13 protein-coding genes and 1 pseudogene are annotated in these 15246 nt (G+C 38.3%); all 14 read right to left on the bottom strand.

Annotated elements, in window-relative coordinates; genetic code table 11:
• Window positions 1-23: 23 nt before the first annotated feature.
• Complete coding sequence (locus IGI44_RS07230; protein WP_438787106.1) at window positions 24-761, bottom strand: hypothetical protein; 738 nt, start codon at window positions 759-761, stop codon at window positions 24-26.
• A gap of 17 nt (window positions 762-778) precedes the next feature.
• Complete coding sequence (lepB, locus tag IGI44_RS07225; protein WP_438787105.1) at window positions 779-1282, bottom strand: signal peptidase I; 504 nt, start codon at window positions 1280-1282, stop codon at window positions 779-781.
• A gap of 16 nt (window positions 1283-1298) precedes the next feature.
• Window positions 1299-3590 (bottom strand): glucosaminidase domain-containing protein, encoded by a 2292-nt coding sequence (locus tag IGI44_RS07220; RefSeq protein WP_438787104.1) that lies wholly within the window; start codon window positions 3588-3590, stop codon window positions 1299-1301.
• A gap of 20 nt (window positions 3591-3610) precedes the next feature.
• Window positions 3611-4330 (bottom strand): winged helix-turn-helix domain-containing protein, encoded by a 720-nt coding sequence (locus IGI44_RS07215; protein WP_438787103.1) that lies wholly within the window; start codon window positions 4328-4330, stop codon window positions 3611-3613.
• 267 nt (window positions 4331-4597) lie between these two features.
• Entirely contained in the window at window positions 4598-4834 is a 237-nt protein-coding gene (locus IGI44_RS07210) for a hypothetical protein (RefSeq protein ID WP_438787102.1), read from the bottom strand.
• Between the two features lie 13 nt (window positions 4835-4847).
• The gene (locus IGI44_RS07205; RefSeq protein ID WP_438787101.1) at window positions 4848-7127 is read right to left on the bottom strand and encodes a WxL domain-containing protein; all 2280 of its coding nucleotides are present in this window, start codon (window positions 7125-7127) and stop codon (window positions 4848-4850) included.
• The gene (locus IGI44_RS07200) at window positions 7108-7449 is read right to left on the bottom strand and encodes an LPXTG cell wall anchor domain-containing protein (protein WP_438787100.1); all 342 of its coding nucleotides are present in this window, start codon (window positions 7447-7449) and stop codon (window positions 7108-7110) included. Before IGI44_RS07200 ends, IGI44_RS07205 begins: the two co-directional genes overlap by 20 nt.
• 3 nt (window positions 7450-7452) lie before the next feature.
• Window positions 7453-8511 (bottom strand): DUF916 and DUF3324 domain-containing protein, encoded by a 1059-nt coding sequence (locus IGI44_RS07195; protein WP_438787099.1) that lies wholly within the window; start codon window positions 8509-8511, stop codon window positions 7453-7455.
• A 64-nt stretch (window positions 8512-8575) separates the two neighbouring features.
• Window positions 8576-9364: a WxL domain-containing protein gene (locus IGI44_RS07190; protein WP_438787098.1), complete on the bottom strand. Its 789-nt coding sequence runs from the start codon at window positions 9362-9364 to the stop codon at window positions 8576-8578.
• 210 nt (window positions 9365-9574) lie between these two features.
• Window positions 9575-10669 carry a tyrosine-type recombinase/integrase gene (locus IGI44_RS07185; RefSeq protein ID WP_438787097.1) on the bottom strand — a complete coding sequence of 365 codons (1095 nt, stop codon included), beginning with the start codon at window positions 10667-10669 and terminating at the stop codon, window positions 9575-9577.
• Window positions 10670-11124: 455 nt separating this feature from the next.
• On the bottom strand, window positions 11125-11877 hold the full coding sequence (locus IGI44_RS07180; RefSeq protein ID WP_438787096.1) for a LytR/AlgR family response regulator transcription factor: 753 nt from the start codon (window positions 11875-11877) through the stop codon (window positions 11125-11127).
• A gap of 3 nt (window positions 11878-11880) precedes the next feature.
• Window positions 11881-12741, bottom strand: a complete 861-nt coding sequence (locus IGI44_RS07175; RefSeq protein WP_438787095.1) for a GHKL domain-containing protein — start codon at window positions 12739-12741, stop codon at window positions 11881-11883.
• 1009 nt (window positions 12742-13750) lie between these two features.
• Window positions 13751-13942, bottom strand: a pseudogene (locus IGI44_RS07170) (PspC domain-containing protein); the annotation flags it as partial.
• Window positions 13943-14233: 291 nt separating this feature from the next.
• On the bottom strand, window positions 14234-15208 hold the full coding sequence (locus tag IGI44_RS07165) for an NAD(P)-dependent alcohol dehydrogenase (RefSeq protein WP_438787094.1): 975 nt from the start codon (window positions 15206-15208) through the stop codon (window positions 14234-14236).
• Window positions 15209-15246 lie beyond the last annotated feature (38 nt).

Genomic DNA, 15246 nt, shown 5'->3' with positions numbered 1-15246 from the left:
TTTTTCACCCTTCATCTAAGTTTTTAGGATAGCTGTTGAAATGATTCTTCCTCATTTTCACGTTGATACGAACAACGATAGTTTTCTGTCTCTTTTTCATCTTCAAAGACGATCTGAAAATTAACTAGTGTTACTTGTTCAATTTCTTCAAGTTCTTTAATTAATGCACTAATGTTATCCATAACAATTTTTTTATTTCGACTAGTCCCTGGATTGCAGGAAAAGGCAATTGTTAATTTCTGCGATGCTACCTCCACCATTGTTAGGGAGGTCGTTGATCCAAAATATGGTGCCATACTAGCGGATAAATCCCCCTCGATTTTTGCTTGCAGATCTTTTTTTTCTTCAGCAAAAACCTCCTGCCAATTGTAATTCTTAATTCCTAACCCTTTTTCTGGGTAACTTTGGATCACTGTTTGTTTAATAATGTCTTCTTGCTGCTGTATCACTCGTACAGTTTCTTCCTCTGCTTTTGCCAATCGACGTTTCGTTGATTGATTGTCTCCAGAAAGCTGAAAAACGACAAACACCATTAAAACCAAACTAACCGTTAAACTTGCACTTAGTATGAAGAGCCACGTAGAATGCTTCGCAACGATTTTTTGTTGAACATAGGAAAATTTTCGCAAAAAAGTAATCGAATCTGGATTGGACTTTTTGGCATAATTTAACTGATCTTGAAGATAGATTCTAGATAAAATAATGCCAATATTGATGACTAACAGTACCAAGATGATAATAATGAAATAAAAAGTAACCACAGCCCTCTCCCTCTCTACTAACTAATGGTGCCAATCCGATTAATTGGAAATAACCGAATTTCAGTTTTCCCTTCAATCAGAGATTTTGAAACAAGACCGAAGGCTCGACTGTCATTAGAAACATCCAAATGATCCCCTATCAAAAAATACTGATTTTTTGGGATTTGTTTCATACTTTTCATTTTCTCCGCTGTCGCTTTAGAAAGCTTCACCCGATAAGTCGTTGAAAAATCTCCTATCTTATTTAGACTGATGATCATCGTTTGATGAGACACCAAGATCTGATCTCCTGGCATCCCAATCACTCGTTTCACATAAAGGTCGGACTCGCCATCTAAGGAGAAGCCCACCACGTCGTAGCGTTTGATGGCACTTCGTTTATTGACTAGAACATGATCCCCGTCATGCAGCTTCTCTTCCATGGAGGTTCCACTTACTGGATGAATTTTGTATGTTTGAACCATTAAAACTGAAAAAAGAAAGACAAGGACAGGGATACTGAATACGACAATTTTCTTCATGCGCGCTCATTCTTTTCTATTTTGGTATCACATAAGACACAAGGTTTGATAAGGCGAGATCATTGGAAATCACACGATACGAAATTACGGTACCACCATAGACATTGCCTTCTGAGATCAAGATGCCATTCGGCCCCACCGCTTCGACAAAGGCCACATGCCCGTATCTAGGATCAGAGCCGGCAACTCCTGGTGTGAAGGAAATCAATCGACCTGCCTTCGGTGTCGAACTGACCTCATAGCCTAATGCACGCCCCTTGGTTGCCCACTCGCCGCCGTTACCCATAAAGTCATCCACCTGTTTGCCTAATTGGGCGACGCGGTTAAAGGCATACCAGGTACATTGCCCGACTGGATAAGAGCCGGATGTGTTATAATTCACGCCATTGTAGTCTTTGTATTTCATTAACTTGGCATATTCTGCTGGAATCTCGTTCTTGCCTTTGATAAAAACACCTGACTCTGTGCCTGAACCGTTTAGCGGTGTTTCCGCTTGAACCTGTTGCTTATCGTATTGGGTCAGATGGTAAACAGAAATCAAGGAAGCCAGCTTGCGGTGATACGAGGTATCCGTCGCATATTTTCCGGTTAGTTTTTCAGAAGCGCGTAAATAGTTTTTGGCATTGGAACGCCAAACATCTGAGTAATAATTCTCTGAACCGCTGATCCCGCCGCGAATGAGTTCTACATAATCGCCTAAAGATGCAGCATAGTTTGGATAAGCACGAAAGGCCGACTGGATCGTATACATATTGCCGCTGCCACCATCTTCTTGGGTGGACATGTTAACGGCATTGCCTTTATAGCTGCCCTTAATCCCAAAGAGATTGTAATAAGGAGCGACCGAAAGTCCGCTGGTTCCTGAGCCGCTTTCCAAAATCGCTTGGGCGATCATTACCGAGGCAAAGACATCGTATTCTTGCCCCAGCTTTTGCGCATCCTCACCAATCGTTTCCACAAATTTTTGTGTCTGTGCGCTGGCTTTGAAGTCCAAAGATGCCGGATATTCCTTTAATAATTCCTGCCCATAGGTGGTTAGTTCGTTCGTTGTTTCACGTAAGACCAGCCACTTGCCCTTGGCATCACGATCACTGGTTTGTTGGACAACTAATTGATCGTTTTCTTGGCTTTCTTTAGATTCTTCCTCTTCAGTTTTTTTCTCGTCAGATTTTTTGGTTGTATCTTCTTTTTCGACAGAATCATCTGTTGGGGTACTACCCTTATTACTCGAAGACACTTTTGTACGCTTCTTTTGTTTTTCAGTCTTTTTGACTTCTTCTTTCTCTGTTTCTGAGGATTTGTGTGTGTCCTCCTCTTCCTCATTTTCCTCTGAAGGATCCCTCACAGATAATAGATAGCCATCACCGAGATAGATTCCGGCACAAACCGTTTGTTCTTCTTTTTTGAAATACAACACATCCCCAGCGACTAGCTGGTCCTCTGCCAGTTCCTGTTCAGTAAGAGTTTTTAGGTCTTGTTGGAGCACTCGTTTATAAATCCCCGAAATAAATCCCTCATTCGTCAACGTCTCTTCCTGTTCTGCACTGAGCTGTTTGATTGCTTCATAGATTAGCGCCGCGTGACGTTTGTCCTCAAAGGAATTCAATAACGGCAATTCAAAACCCTTTAATTCCGAATCAGCAAAGTCGGTCTTATAGGACTGATCCAACCCCAAAGTCGCTGTATTCGAGAAGTCATTAAGCCCTGAGTAGATCGAACCCGTTGGATTCGGACTCACGACAGTCGTTTTCCTCTTTGGAATCGTTGGTTCAATCGAATTACTGTACGTTGGCTCTGTATTGCCGGTCCTTGTTGTAGTTGTTGTAGTACCCGTCGAACTAGGTGTTGTTGAGGAACTACTGGCTGTCGTGCTGCTAATCGTCGTACTGGATAACGACGTACTGGAGCTACTGTTACTTGTGGAGGTGCTGCTGGATGACGACGTTGAGCTGGTCATCGTTGTACTACTTTCACTCGTGTCACTCGAACTGCTGGTACTGGATTCCACTGACTCCTCAGAAGAAGAATCACTGGAAATTTCTGAAGAGTTAGACTCCTCTGAAATGGACTCTTCCACAGGAGTACTCGTTTCATTCTCAGGAATCACCGGAATCTCCTCAGTCGGCTCTGCTTCCTGTTCTTCTGGTATAGCGGCTTGTTCACTTGAAGGCTGCGATTCCACACTGGTGATGGAAGAATCGGTGGTTTGCACGACCTCATCATCTGCTCGTAATTGTTGTCCGGTGATCAATCGTAACGTTATCCCGATTAATAGAATAACGGATAGTCCGCCTAGAATTTTCTTCATAATTCTCTCCCTCTAGTTGCTTACATTTCTGCATACACTTCATCCGCGTTCACCTGATCATAAAAATCATCCAACAATCGATAGCCAACACCCCAAACCGTTTGGAGAATATCGCCGTAGATTCCTTGTTCTGCTAATTTGATCTTCAAACGATGGGTCAAAGTAGATAACTGCGTCATCGTTGAATTACAAGGTGCTTGATCCCATAATTTTTGACTTAAGTCTTCACGAGAGATCGTCTGTCCATTAGCTTGAAATAGCAACAATAATAATTTCCGTTCTTTATGCGTCAGGATCAAGGAGCTAAAGTTTCGCTTTTCTTTGATTCTTCTGATAGAGATAATATTGGAGGTTCGATTTGCGGCGTTCTTCATGGACATCACATCATCAATAGATTCTCTCAGTTCTTCTAAAGAGTTCTCAGTTTTGATCCAACTAAAGACACCTTTTTTATTCCAATCTTTCTTTTCCTCTTCGGTCAAATAACTATCTGATTTGCGGATAATGAAGCTTTGGGACTCCGTAATTGCTGGCAACAACCATGTGAGTTCGTTATTACTAACGGTTTCACTGATCATGATGATTTCAAAGCTCTGAAGCAGATTCAGATCCACCTCATCGTACAGGCAGCTCTCTAATACCCGTTTCGAGACATACACTTCACAGTCCAGCTGTTGGAGCTGTTGTTCAAGTGATTGTTCGCTAATTAAAGACTTGGTTAAGAGTAAAATATTTTTCATTTCATTCCCCTTCTTTCTCATTACTTCAATGACACGAATTGCGATAAACTCAGACAGGGAAATTCACTATCCACTGCCAAGAACTGCTAAATATTTTTTGATAAGCAGTCTATGTACTTTGAGATTAAATAATCCTCAATGAATCACTCTTCTCTAGATAAGATTTCTAACTCATTTTGAATGACTTTAGATTGAATCTTAAAAAAAGAGCGATTACAGCAAGTGCAATCGCTCTACATACTTTACTTTCCCTTTGATTGCGGCGACTTATCTATTCGACAATTGCTGTTGGAATGCTAGATATAGAAACACTCCTAATGCTAACCAGCCAATGCCCAGTAATAAATAGAGAATATTTGGAGAAACAAACACTAATTTGTTCACTTTTGTTGCAGCAGTTCGATTGAACTTATCGATTAAAGATGAATCCTTCAATAAAAGGAACATCCCACTAATCAAAATGAAGACGCCTACCCCTAAAGAAAACCAAACATAGTTATACAAAATATTCCCCTCCCTACGGTCCTGTTGATAATGTCCACGTCAATGTACTTGAGTAAGCTTCGCCAGATAATCCAGCAAATGCTGGTATATTCAGTTGCACATTACTCGGTCCAGTCTTAATTTCGTAATAGCCTTTATTTCCTCGATTGGTAACTTCCACTGTATTCCCATCTGACGGCAATACAAACTCTGAAATTGCCGCACCATTCACACTTATATTTTCGCTCGTCTTCTTGTAATCATTGATGTCATACAATTGAAAATCCTTAAATGAAATGGATGTTGTTGTTGGTAGGGTCTTATTACCCGTTGTTTTAAACTCATCTAATTTAGCTTGTAAACTCCATTGCGGCTGCAAATCATCCATATTGTAAAAACGCAGATAAGGTGAGCTCGTCATATCTAAAGCTTTCGTTTGCGCACTTGGACTATAGCTGGTGGTTCCAAAATTCAGATTCTTAAAGATATTGACGAAACCCGCATCCCCTTCACCATCAATTGTCGGTGCTTCAGGATCATCGATGCGAACAACGTTAGATGCTTTTAACGTAGTGTCATTTCCTTCGTCATCAATCAAATTACCAGTAACTTCTATTCCCGCCTGTAGCATTTCTAGTGGGTTCCCCCTACCACGAATTGGAATTTCAATTCGTGCTTCTTTTCCTGCTGGAATGACAATGTCTGTCAAAGGCTGTCCAATCGTAAAGTTACTTTGATTCGTTCCTATTTTTTTCTGCGCTTCTCCTTCAACGGTTACAAAAATAAATGAAGGAGAATAAATACCGCTTATTGATCCATTAGTAAGCATCCATTTATCGGAAAATTTTATTTTCAACTCTTTCATATCACTAGTCCCAATGTTCTTAAGAATAGCAACCAGAGTCGTATCACCCTCATTATCTATCACTTCTGGTTCAATCGTTAGACTGAGATCACCCGTTGTTTTAGGTTCCTGATAAATGTATTGGATTGTGGTGTTTGAATTTGCGGCTAAATTTTGACTCACCGGCGTTGTTTGAATTGTGCCTGTAGTTCCAACACGCCAACCGTAATACTCCCATTTGCGCCCTTGAGTGTCAGTTTTGTTTTCTTCAGGAGTTGTCGTATAAACTCCCATAGGAACTTTACGTGATGCTTTATCCCAACTTGCTTCTATCACTTTCCCATTTCTATCACGAAATTGCTCAGTTAAGTTTGCAGTCGAAGCTTGACTATACACTATGTGCACAGTGTCATCAGCATCCACTCCATCTGGATTAAAGGAAATCTCAGGCGGAAATTCTTCATTTAAATTTGTAGGTTTTGTCGCACCTCGATACCAGCCCTTATAGGTGTAACCAATTGTTCCAGCAGTATTTGTATAAAACTTAGGTAAATTGTCAGTATTCTCCATGGTATAGACAAAATCTCTTGAAGTCATATCAGTCTTTTTACTTTGAGTGAAACCAGTAGGAGCAACTATCGCTGTTTTACTTTCGTTCTCAAAAATTTCCGTAATTTGCTGATAATTCGGATAAAAAACTAGCTTTTCTCCTTGAAGGCCATATACTCCTCTACCCCATCCTAAAGTTCCTGTTATAGCCCCGTTAGAATTGTAACTATAAACCGAACTCAAAACAGCAAGTCCAAAATATGTTGAGCTGACTTGTCCTCCATTGGATGGAATCTGAATACTACCATCCGCCAAATTAAAACTCTTATTGGTCAATTTTCTACCACTATGAATTCTATCTACTTTGGATGAAGAAGTTTTCCCATCATATTGATAAGTATAAGCAGTGTAAAGTGATCGACTACCTAATCCAGTGGGTGGATTAGTTGTAAAATTCTTTACATAATTCAACTCATTTGAACTATTTAATCTTAAAGAGTCAAATCCCATTAATGCTTGTGGCACGGCATGGTATACTTGTCCATTTGCTCCTTGCCAGGCATAGGCAGGTTGATCATTAACCGAGAGTGTTTTAGCAGGTGTCGTAATTTCAAACTTTCCATCGCCTATTTCGGAAACACTTGCATTATCAGTACCTAAGCTAGTATAGCTATAGTTATAGTACGAACCTGACCACGTCGAAGGAATTGAAGTACCTGACTGCATTCTTGCTGCGGGCATTGTAAGTCCATCAGTAAAAGGATCTCCATTCCGATCAAGCACCTCAATTATTAGTTTTCTAGAAGGAATTGTTTGAGTGTGAGTAACTCCGTGAGCACTTTTAATTCCAATGTTTGAAGCAATAATCAAAAGTAAGAGAAAAAATAATACTTTTGCTACTTTACGAAACTTCTTCCACATGTTCATCCTCCTCTCGTTTCTTTAATAACCAGAGAAGGAACATCAGCCACAAGCAACAAATCCCTAATAGAGTAATTCCTCCGTTTAATATGCTACCTGTGCTCGGCAATCTTAGGTCTTTTCCGAATGATGAACTTGAACTTGGGTAGATAGTATTATCTCCTGATGAACCGCCAGGAATTGCGGTTCCACCGTCATCTTTATTTTCAACAAAAGTTACACCGAACTTTGTTTGTGATTGATCACTTTGTGCTGCTTCTGCTAACTCAGTCGGGACATACGTCATGATAATTACCAAAAGGAGTATGCCTATTTTTTTCATACATTATCCTCTCCTTTTTTGGATAACCATTCGTCCTGTCAAAAGAATAAACAGTAAAACTGTTAGTACACACATGATATAAAAAGTCGTCGTCCACCACTGAGGAACCACTAATTTGAAGGCACTCTCTTTGTTCAATTTATCTGCTGTTTCCTTGGAAATCGTAAATTCTTTTTGGAATTTCCAGCTCTGGTTCTCGGTTTTTAATTGTCCGTTGAAAACATAGGTTCCTGCTTCTACATCCTGTTTTCCCCAATCAATTTGGAAAGGTAGTACAGAATTCGGTGCAATTTTTCCATCCTTTAAAGAAGAACTCGCTACCTTATCGTTCCTGCCTTTTTTACTAATTGACCCACTTGCAGAAACATCCTTCATAATCTCTGGATTCGGATTAAGAATATTCGCTTGTAAAACCTTGCTTCCGTAATCAAGAACAGGCTCTACACTTTTTAGCTCTACTCCTGTTTCACCATATAATGGTGATTCCGGTGTTTCAGTTACTATTAAACCGATAGCATAGCCGTAAGTACTACTTACACTAGTTCCTTTTGATTCAGCATCATCCGATTCCATTAAAGAAATATGGATTCCTCCAAGTAATATCCCATTGATCGCTGGTTCTTGTGGAATTTTTAAATGGATTCTAGCAGTCCCCTTACTTTTCGCATCCACTGTTACTTTCTTTTCTTCTACTTTTGCTATATCAGGAATAGAAACAGCCAGACTTTTATCCACAGGAACATCAGGTTGGTCATAAACTACTAAAGCATTACTATTTGTAACCGCCTGATTCGCTTGGACTTTATAGCTTTGTTTTTTATCCGTATTGTTGCTGATCTCTACTTCTAAGGTTTGCTCATCACCAGGGTTTACATGTAAATAAAAATAATTGATTCTCGTGTCAATTTGATTCTCAGGTATTTTTGTTTTAACGGTAAAACCTGCCGCTTGCTGAACATCCTCATTCGCTAGAACAGATAACGGAAATAACAGATTAAAGAGTAGCAATAGAACTCCGGAAAGGAAAAGAATTGGTATGACTTTGACTTTATATTTATTCATGGGAAACACTCCTTTTGACAAAAGGGTTGGAGAGCGATCTCGCAACCCTTTAAACGATCAGTTATTAAGTAGCAGAATCAGTCATTGTCCAAGTGATAACACCACTGTATTTTTCATTTTTCATAACATTTTTCATTGGATCAGCTGGAATAGCTAATTTAATATCTGTAAATTCACCTGCCCAGGCACCTTCACCACGTCCATCTTGCGCTCCACTTGTAGTTTCTCCAGAAGCCAGTAATACCGGACTATCAACATTTTTAATTTCTACAATGTCATTTGTTGTTGAAGAATGAATAGAACCAGTTACTACATCAGGTGCATGTTTTAGCATATCAGCATTGAATGAAGCTGAAGGTACCATCGTAGCTAAGTCTTGTGGATCATCAAATGCATTGGGTAAATAATTAAGATCTTGCTTCATTCTAATTGATGCACCAAGCAAGGTTTTTGGTGTTCCTCCTCCACTAGGTGTGTAAGTCAATTCAGAAGAAATCTTTCCTGTTAATTTCCATCCATCCTTATGCTCACCACGAACATCGGCAACAACAATCCGCTTAGTCGCTGGATTTGCACCAGGAGCAGATTCAACAGTTGGATCTAAATCAATTACCGTTTCACTTGTAGGTATAGTCCCGGCAACTTCTGTTTTTGCGAAATTGAACTCAGTTGGTACTTCTAGAACGCCAATAGAACTATCTGTATTTGGAATGGTCTTCTCCTTAAACTCAACTGATCCTGTTGATGTACCATCCATTGGAGCAGGGGCAGCCAGAGAAACTGACGGACCTACCAACATCGCGCCTAGCATTGATGTACAAAACAATCCTGCCATAATCTTTTTCTTACTCATTTCTTTCTCTCTCCTTTTGTTTTTTATATTTATATCTATCCTGATTGCTCAGGGTGATACCTTGGAAAAAATAAGGGCCTTATGATATAGTTTTTAGTTGTAAATAAGATTTTCTTCCTATTCCTTTATAGAATAGGAAATTTTTGTCTGCCCTTGACTCGTCTAGTTTTTTGCGCCATTTGACGGCAAGCTGACGACTTTGAGTTTTATTTAACCGATTTTTGAAATCGCTTCACGCTTCTCACTAATAAAGCTGCTAGTGTAAATATCCAGTGTCATCTTGATTGACTTGTGCCCTAACAGCGCACTAACCGTTGTAACCGTCACGCCATTTTCGATACAACGAGTAGCGAAGGTATGGCGAAGCGCGTGGAAGGGTAAATCGGATACCTGCGCGATTTCTTTGACCTTTTTGAAACGATTCCGAATGGTACGCGGATCAAGCGGTCCTTGTTTGTTTGAGAAAACAAAGCTTGAGTTGCTTACTTCATGTAGCGCCCACAGCTTCTCCACTAAGGACTCGCTCAATGGAATGACCCGTTGTGAGAGTGTGGTCTTTGGTGACATGATCACCAATTCTGAATGCTGCGTCTTTTTTTTCGTTCGTACCCGCTGGGCATTGTTTCTCACATAGAGAACTTTTTCCTTCCAGTCGATATCGTTCCAAGTCAGACCAGCAATCTCACCAATTCGTAAGCCGGTATACATAGCGGTCAGGATCGGTAAATACTTTTCTTCTGTAATAGCTTCAAGGATTCTTTCTTGTTCTTCAACGGAGAACGCTTTGACTTCACTCCGTCCTTCTGATGGATATGTCACCTGATCCAAGGGATTCGTGGGAAGAAGGTCTTCCTTAACCGCATCGTTCAAACAAGTTCGTAAAACTCTGAATACCGCTCTTAAGGAAGAAATACTTAGCGAGCGACTTAGCTGATTCACCAACTCCTGTAGCTTCGTACCGGTTAACTCTTCTAGTTCATACTGTCCAATAGAAGGTAATAGATGGTTCTTCAATTTACTTTCATAGCTGATCGACGTATTGGGCTTTACCCGTTTTTCCTGCTTCGCCAACCAGTGAATCGACCAATCTTGTAAGGTCATTGACCGTGAGTTTCTCTTTTCTTGAACTAGATAATTCTCCTTGTATTGCATCTTATATAAGAAGAGTTTTTTCTTTACCTCTTGAAAATTCCGACTATACACATAGCCGTAACGAATTTTTCCGTCGCTTTTTCGTTCTTTGATATAGCGGCCTTCCCATCTGCCATCCTTTCTTCGGTAGATGTTTTCTCCCTTTCTTTTCATATATAAGGACCTCCTAAAATTTGACGGTTATTTTGACGACGTAGAATAAAGGTTAAAAATGTGAATAAATCAAAGTTTCAATCCTGCACTTTGCTCCAAACAATAAATACGAGACGTTATTATTCTTTTTTCTAAAAAAGTTTAATTTTTTTTAATAAAAAGGATTGCATTTAGAACCCCTATAATCTAAAATAATCTTGTAATAACCTTTTCAAATTTTTATTTTGTAAATTTTAATTTTAATTTCCTATTCTATAAAGGAATAGGAATTTTTTTGTCCTTCTATAGTTTATATATTAAAATTATTTTCATTTAATTAGTCTTATTTTCCTTGACCGCATCGAAATTAATCCTAAGCGCACAAATTTTGCGCTCATTTTTGCGTTTAGGAATCCTGAGCGCAAAAAAGAAGCTGTTTCTTGAGCACTACCCAAGAAACAGCTTCTTTCATTTTATTAGGAACAAATCCTACTTTGCTCCTTTAACAGCTTGCGTTTGCGATAAGCAATTGGAACAATCATTTGATTCTCCATAATGACCGAGGAAAAATCGACCTCGATCCGTTGAATTCGCTTCTGATTAATTAGAAAGCTGCGATGACAGCGGAAGAACGCCTCTCCCAACTCACTTTCCAATTGCTCCAGCGATTTTTGCAAAATCGTCGTCTTTTCATTTTGCAGATACAGGATCAGCTTATGATCTGGAATTGCCTCGAATGCGATAATTTCTTCCATGTAGAAGTTTGTTGGTCCTGAGAAGGTTATTAATTTGAGAACCTTCTTTTCACGGTTTCTTTTAATGGTCCCCAATTGCTTCTCAATTTCTTTCAAACAGTTCGTTAGTCGGCCATGCCAATCTTCAATACCGTTTTTCTCAATATAATCGATTGCCTTCACATGGAATTGGAACGTTAAATAAGATAGTTCAATATGACTCGTTAGATAAATAAGATAGCCATGTGGATCTACTTCTCTGATTTTTTTTCCAAGATGAAATCCATCAATCGAACTTGTACCTTTCAAATCCACATCAAAAATATAAATATTCGGCTCGTGATCCACCACTAGCTGATCGAGAATATCCTCTGGAAAAACTGAGGCTGTTGCAATCTGCATATTCCATTCTGAAAAGGACGCAAAGTACCCAACATGACGTTTGATTTCTTCAAGATGCCTCTGATTGTCTTCACAAATATAAATTCTTACCATGTTTTATCCCTTCCCATCTACTAAAAACGAAAACAATACCAGCTGATCGGCTTGCTTACAATCTAGGTTTAATTGTTTATTCTCCTTTATCAAAGATTGGATAATGCTTAATCCTTGACCGCGACCTTCGCCCTTGTCACTCTGAATCGTTCCTGCTAAATACTGTCCAATAAAATTCGAATTCATCGTGTAATTTTCCACCATGGTCAAAAGTTGATTTTCACCCACCGAAACAAATGCCAATCGAACTACAGCTCCTGGATACTTCTGACTTTCTTCCAAGGCATTATCCAGAAGAATCGCAAGGATTCGTACAATTGGAACCAAGCCTTTTGATGGAAAAGCAATGGCTTCTTCGATTTCTAAGTTCAACTGAATATCTAGTTCTTTGGCTCTCATCAATTTATCTAGGACCAGACCGAGGATTTCGGGATTTTTCAGATGGGTTAATTTTCCATTTGGAATTTTCGTAATCCGACGTAACCCAAAATCCTGATTCACTTGATCATAGTAATTTCGCATGGATACGATATTTACTTGTTCTTGATAGATGTACATGCCCAACGAGCTCAGAACGTTCTTGATATCATGCTGAAGCTGACGCGTTTCTTGATTGATGGATTCAATCATTTGTATGTATTTTTTTAATTCGTCTTCCCGTTTTGATTGTAGACTGATGATTTCTTTATCCTGCTGCTTTTTTACTAATAGTTGAATAACAATAATTGCAGGAATACAAGAAACAACGATAAAAAGTACAATCGAAAAGACATGAAAATCCATGTCCCAATATAAATGACGAATCCGATTAGAAAAACGATTGATGATACTACTGGCAAGATGTCCTTTTTTCGCGACGATCATGATAAAATTTTTCTTGAAGGAGAATAACATTATTTCCTTTAGATTAAGTGTTAGCAAAACAACATAATAGAAACAACCGATAAAAAGATTCCTTTTCTTAGTAGGATGAACTCTTTTTTTTAATCCCCTATACGCCTGAATAAACAAATAAGCTCCAGATAAATTGATACCATAAAATGTGAAAAAAGAACCCATCTGAACTCTGTCGTATAGCCAAAAGGTGCTATATTGTGCAACTAAAAACCAAAGCATCATAAACAAACTATATGAAAACAAATAGAACTGAAATCCTATATCCTTTCCATTCAAAAAATAGTTAAACATCGAATAAATAATTAAAATCGCAAGGATGATTAAATAGTAGTTAACCATTTTCATTCCCGCAAAAAAACGTTCCAAATAATCCATATAAATCAAAAAATAGAAAAATAGAAAAAAGAATACGCTGATTATAAATTTCCAATTCATTTTGTCTTTATAAAAAACCTGAAATGGCACGTAAAACATGATTTGTAAAATCACAAGATTGATTATCAAAAAACCAAGATTCTTAAAATGATAAACATAATCATAGCCACTTAAATACACCATATATGTAATTCCCCTAAATATATTAATCTCTTTATATTCTATAATATTATTCAGTAAATTATTAGAGTTATTTAAAATTAATTTTAATTTATACCCATTTTTTATCTTCGAATCTTAATTTAAAACCTTTCAGAGAAAAATATAAGCATATACGATGAATCTTTCTGCTTCTATCCGAAAAAAGAGCTAAAAAACAAACCCTCTATAATAAGGTTCGCTTTTTAGCTTTTTAGCTCTTTTCTATTTACTATATTTTATTAAAATTATCCTGTTCAATAATCCGTGCCCCATGTCTTCATAACGAGACATTTGCCCAATCGTTTCTCATCAACTGAGAACAAACGAAACTATTATTCAATATTCTTCCACCTATATTCTAGGTTTATGCACCGCAATCTGAATACTCTGTTTGATAGTTACTAGTTTCTGCTGATGGAATAAGTAGTGACATAACGATATACAAGATGATTGGTGCGCCAATGAAAGTTAGACTGGCGAAAACATATAAGATACGTGCAATGGTCGGATCAATTCCGAAGTACTCAGCGATACCAGCTAAAGTCCCTGTAAATACTCTATTACTACTTGATTTCGTCAACATTTTTTTCATTTTGATTCTCTCCCTTTTCCTAATCCTTTTTTTGATTGATAGATGAAGGAATTCGACCAAACTGATGAACTCCTACTTTTTCCACTCGCGATGTGTTTTTATCTTATGTCTATAGTATGCAAGATCGGTCACGATTCGTCATAGGTCAAAGGGCGTATTTTTGTTGTAGTCATTTAGTATGATTGTTTCTAGGTCTTTCTTTAAAACAGTATCTACAAGAAGTTCAAAGTGGCATCTAAAATCCGACAATTTGAATTCTTTTAGATAATTATTTCAAATTTACCTCTCCTATCATTCGGAAATCACTACTTTTCCGTTTAAATGCTCTGCTTCAAAGTATTGAAAAGCTTGCTGGATATCACTTAAAGAAAAAGTTTGATCAATGATTGCGTTGATTTTTTTATCATTCATTTTTTCTGCTAAAAATTCAAGATCCTCGACTTGGGAATTTTTCGCGAACGACAACACAATTTTCTGTTGCTTATTTCTTGTTCGGAAGATGTCCCAGCCAACCTTTATCATATGTGATATGGAAGAAAAACCAACCATTACGCATGTTCCCTTTTCATTGAGAACTTTTTTGTATTCAGAAAATGCGTGATTACCTACAACATCAATGATCAGGTCATATTTTTCTCTACTAGTAATGAGATTTTCTTTAGTGTAGTCAATGAAATAGTCTGCTCCAATAGAATAGGCAAATTCCTCTTTCTCTGTTCTGCAAACTGCAGTGACTATTCCACCAAATAACTTCGCAATTTGAACAGCGAAACTTCCTACTCCTCCAGTTGCTCCATTTATCAAGACCTTTTGACCCGGTTGAATCTTTCCGAAATCACGAACACTTTGTAGCGCGGTTAATCCAGCCATGGGAATCGTTGCAGCTTCCTCATGAGAAATTCCCCGAGGTTTTAAAGTCAGCAGCTCTTCATTCACGCATACATAGTCAGAATAAGCATCGTCTCCATTACCGTCGGCTAGACAAGTAAATACTTCGTCACCCTTTTTGAATTTCGTGACCTTACTTCCAATATTCTCAATTACTCCAGCCAAGTCACACCCTAATTGATTATTTTTAGGTCGACATAGACCAGCTGTCATTCGCACTGGAAATGGATCACCTTTCACTAGATGAACATCATAAGCATTAATCGTTGACGCTCGTACTTTGATCAATACTTGCTTTTCATTGGGTACAGGTATTGGACGCTCCTTGAGTTTTAATACTTGATAGTCACCATATTTCTCTTTGATTACTGTTCGCATACTGGTTCCTCCTAAAATGAGTTCTGCAAAATAAAATG

It is taken from the genome of Enterococcus sp. DIV0756 (genome assembly GCF_051710745.1).
Taxonomy (GTDB): Bacteria; Bacillota; Bacilli; order Lactobacillales; family Enterococcaceae; genus Enterococcus_A.
Note: the sequence above shows the minus strand (reverse complement) of the source record. Positions and strands in the feature narration are given on the sequence as shown.

Excerpts from the sequence above, each read along its gene's own strand:
- IGI44_RS07190 (WP_438787098.1), bottom strand. The coding sequence starts at position 9,364 with ATGAGTAAGAAAAAGATTATGGCAGGATTGTTTTGTACATCAATGCTA.
- IGI44_RS07215 (WP_438787103.1), bottom strand. The coding sequence starts at position 4,330 with ATGAAAAATATTTTACTCTTAACCAAGTCTTTAATTAGCGAACAATCA.
- IGI44_RS07220 (WP_438787104.1), bottom strand. The coding sequence starts at position 3,590 with ATGAAGAAAATTCTAGGCGGACTATCCGTTATTCTATTAATCGGGATA.
- IGI44_RS07175 (WP_438787095.1), bottom strand. The coding sequence starts at position 12,741 with ATGATCGTCGCGAAAAAAGGACATCTTGCCAGTAGTATCATCAATCGT.
- IGI44_RS07205 (WP_438787101.1), bottom strand. The coding sequence starts at position 7,127 with ATGTGGAAGAAGTTTCGTAAAGTAGCAAAAGTATTATTTTTTCTCTTA.
- IGI44_RS07195 (WP_438787099.1), bottom strand. The coding sequence starts at position 8,511 with ATGAATAAATATAAAGTCAAAGTCATACCAATTCTTTTCCTTTCCGGA.
- IGI44_RS07165 (WP_438787094.1), bottom strand. The coding sequence starts at position 15,208 with ATGCGAACAGTAATCAAAGAGAAATATGGTGACTATCAAGTATTAAAA.
- IGI44_RS07185 (WP_438787097.1), bottom strand. The coding sequence starts at position 10,669 with ATGAAAAGAAAGGGAGAAAACATCTACCGAAGAAAGGATGGCAGATGG.
- IGI44_RS07200 (WP_438787100.1), bottom strand. The coding sequence starts at position 7,449 with ATGAAAAAAATAGGCATACTCCTTTTGGTAATTATCATGACGTATGTC.
- lepB (WP_438787105.1), bottom strand. The coding sequence starts at position 1,282 with ATGAAGAAAATTGTCGTATTCAGTATCCCTGTCCTTGTCTTTCTTTTT.
- IGI44_RS07180 (WP_438787096.1), bottom strand. The coding sequence starts at position 11,877 with ATGGTAAGAATTTATATTTGTGAAGACAATCAGAGGCATCTTGAAGAA.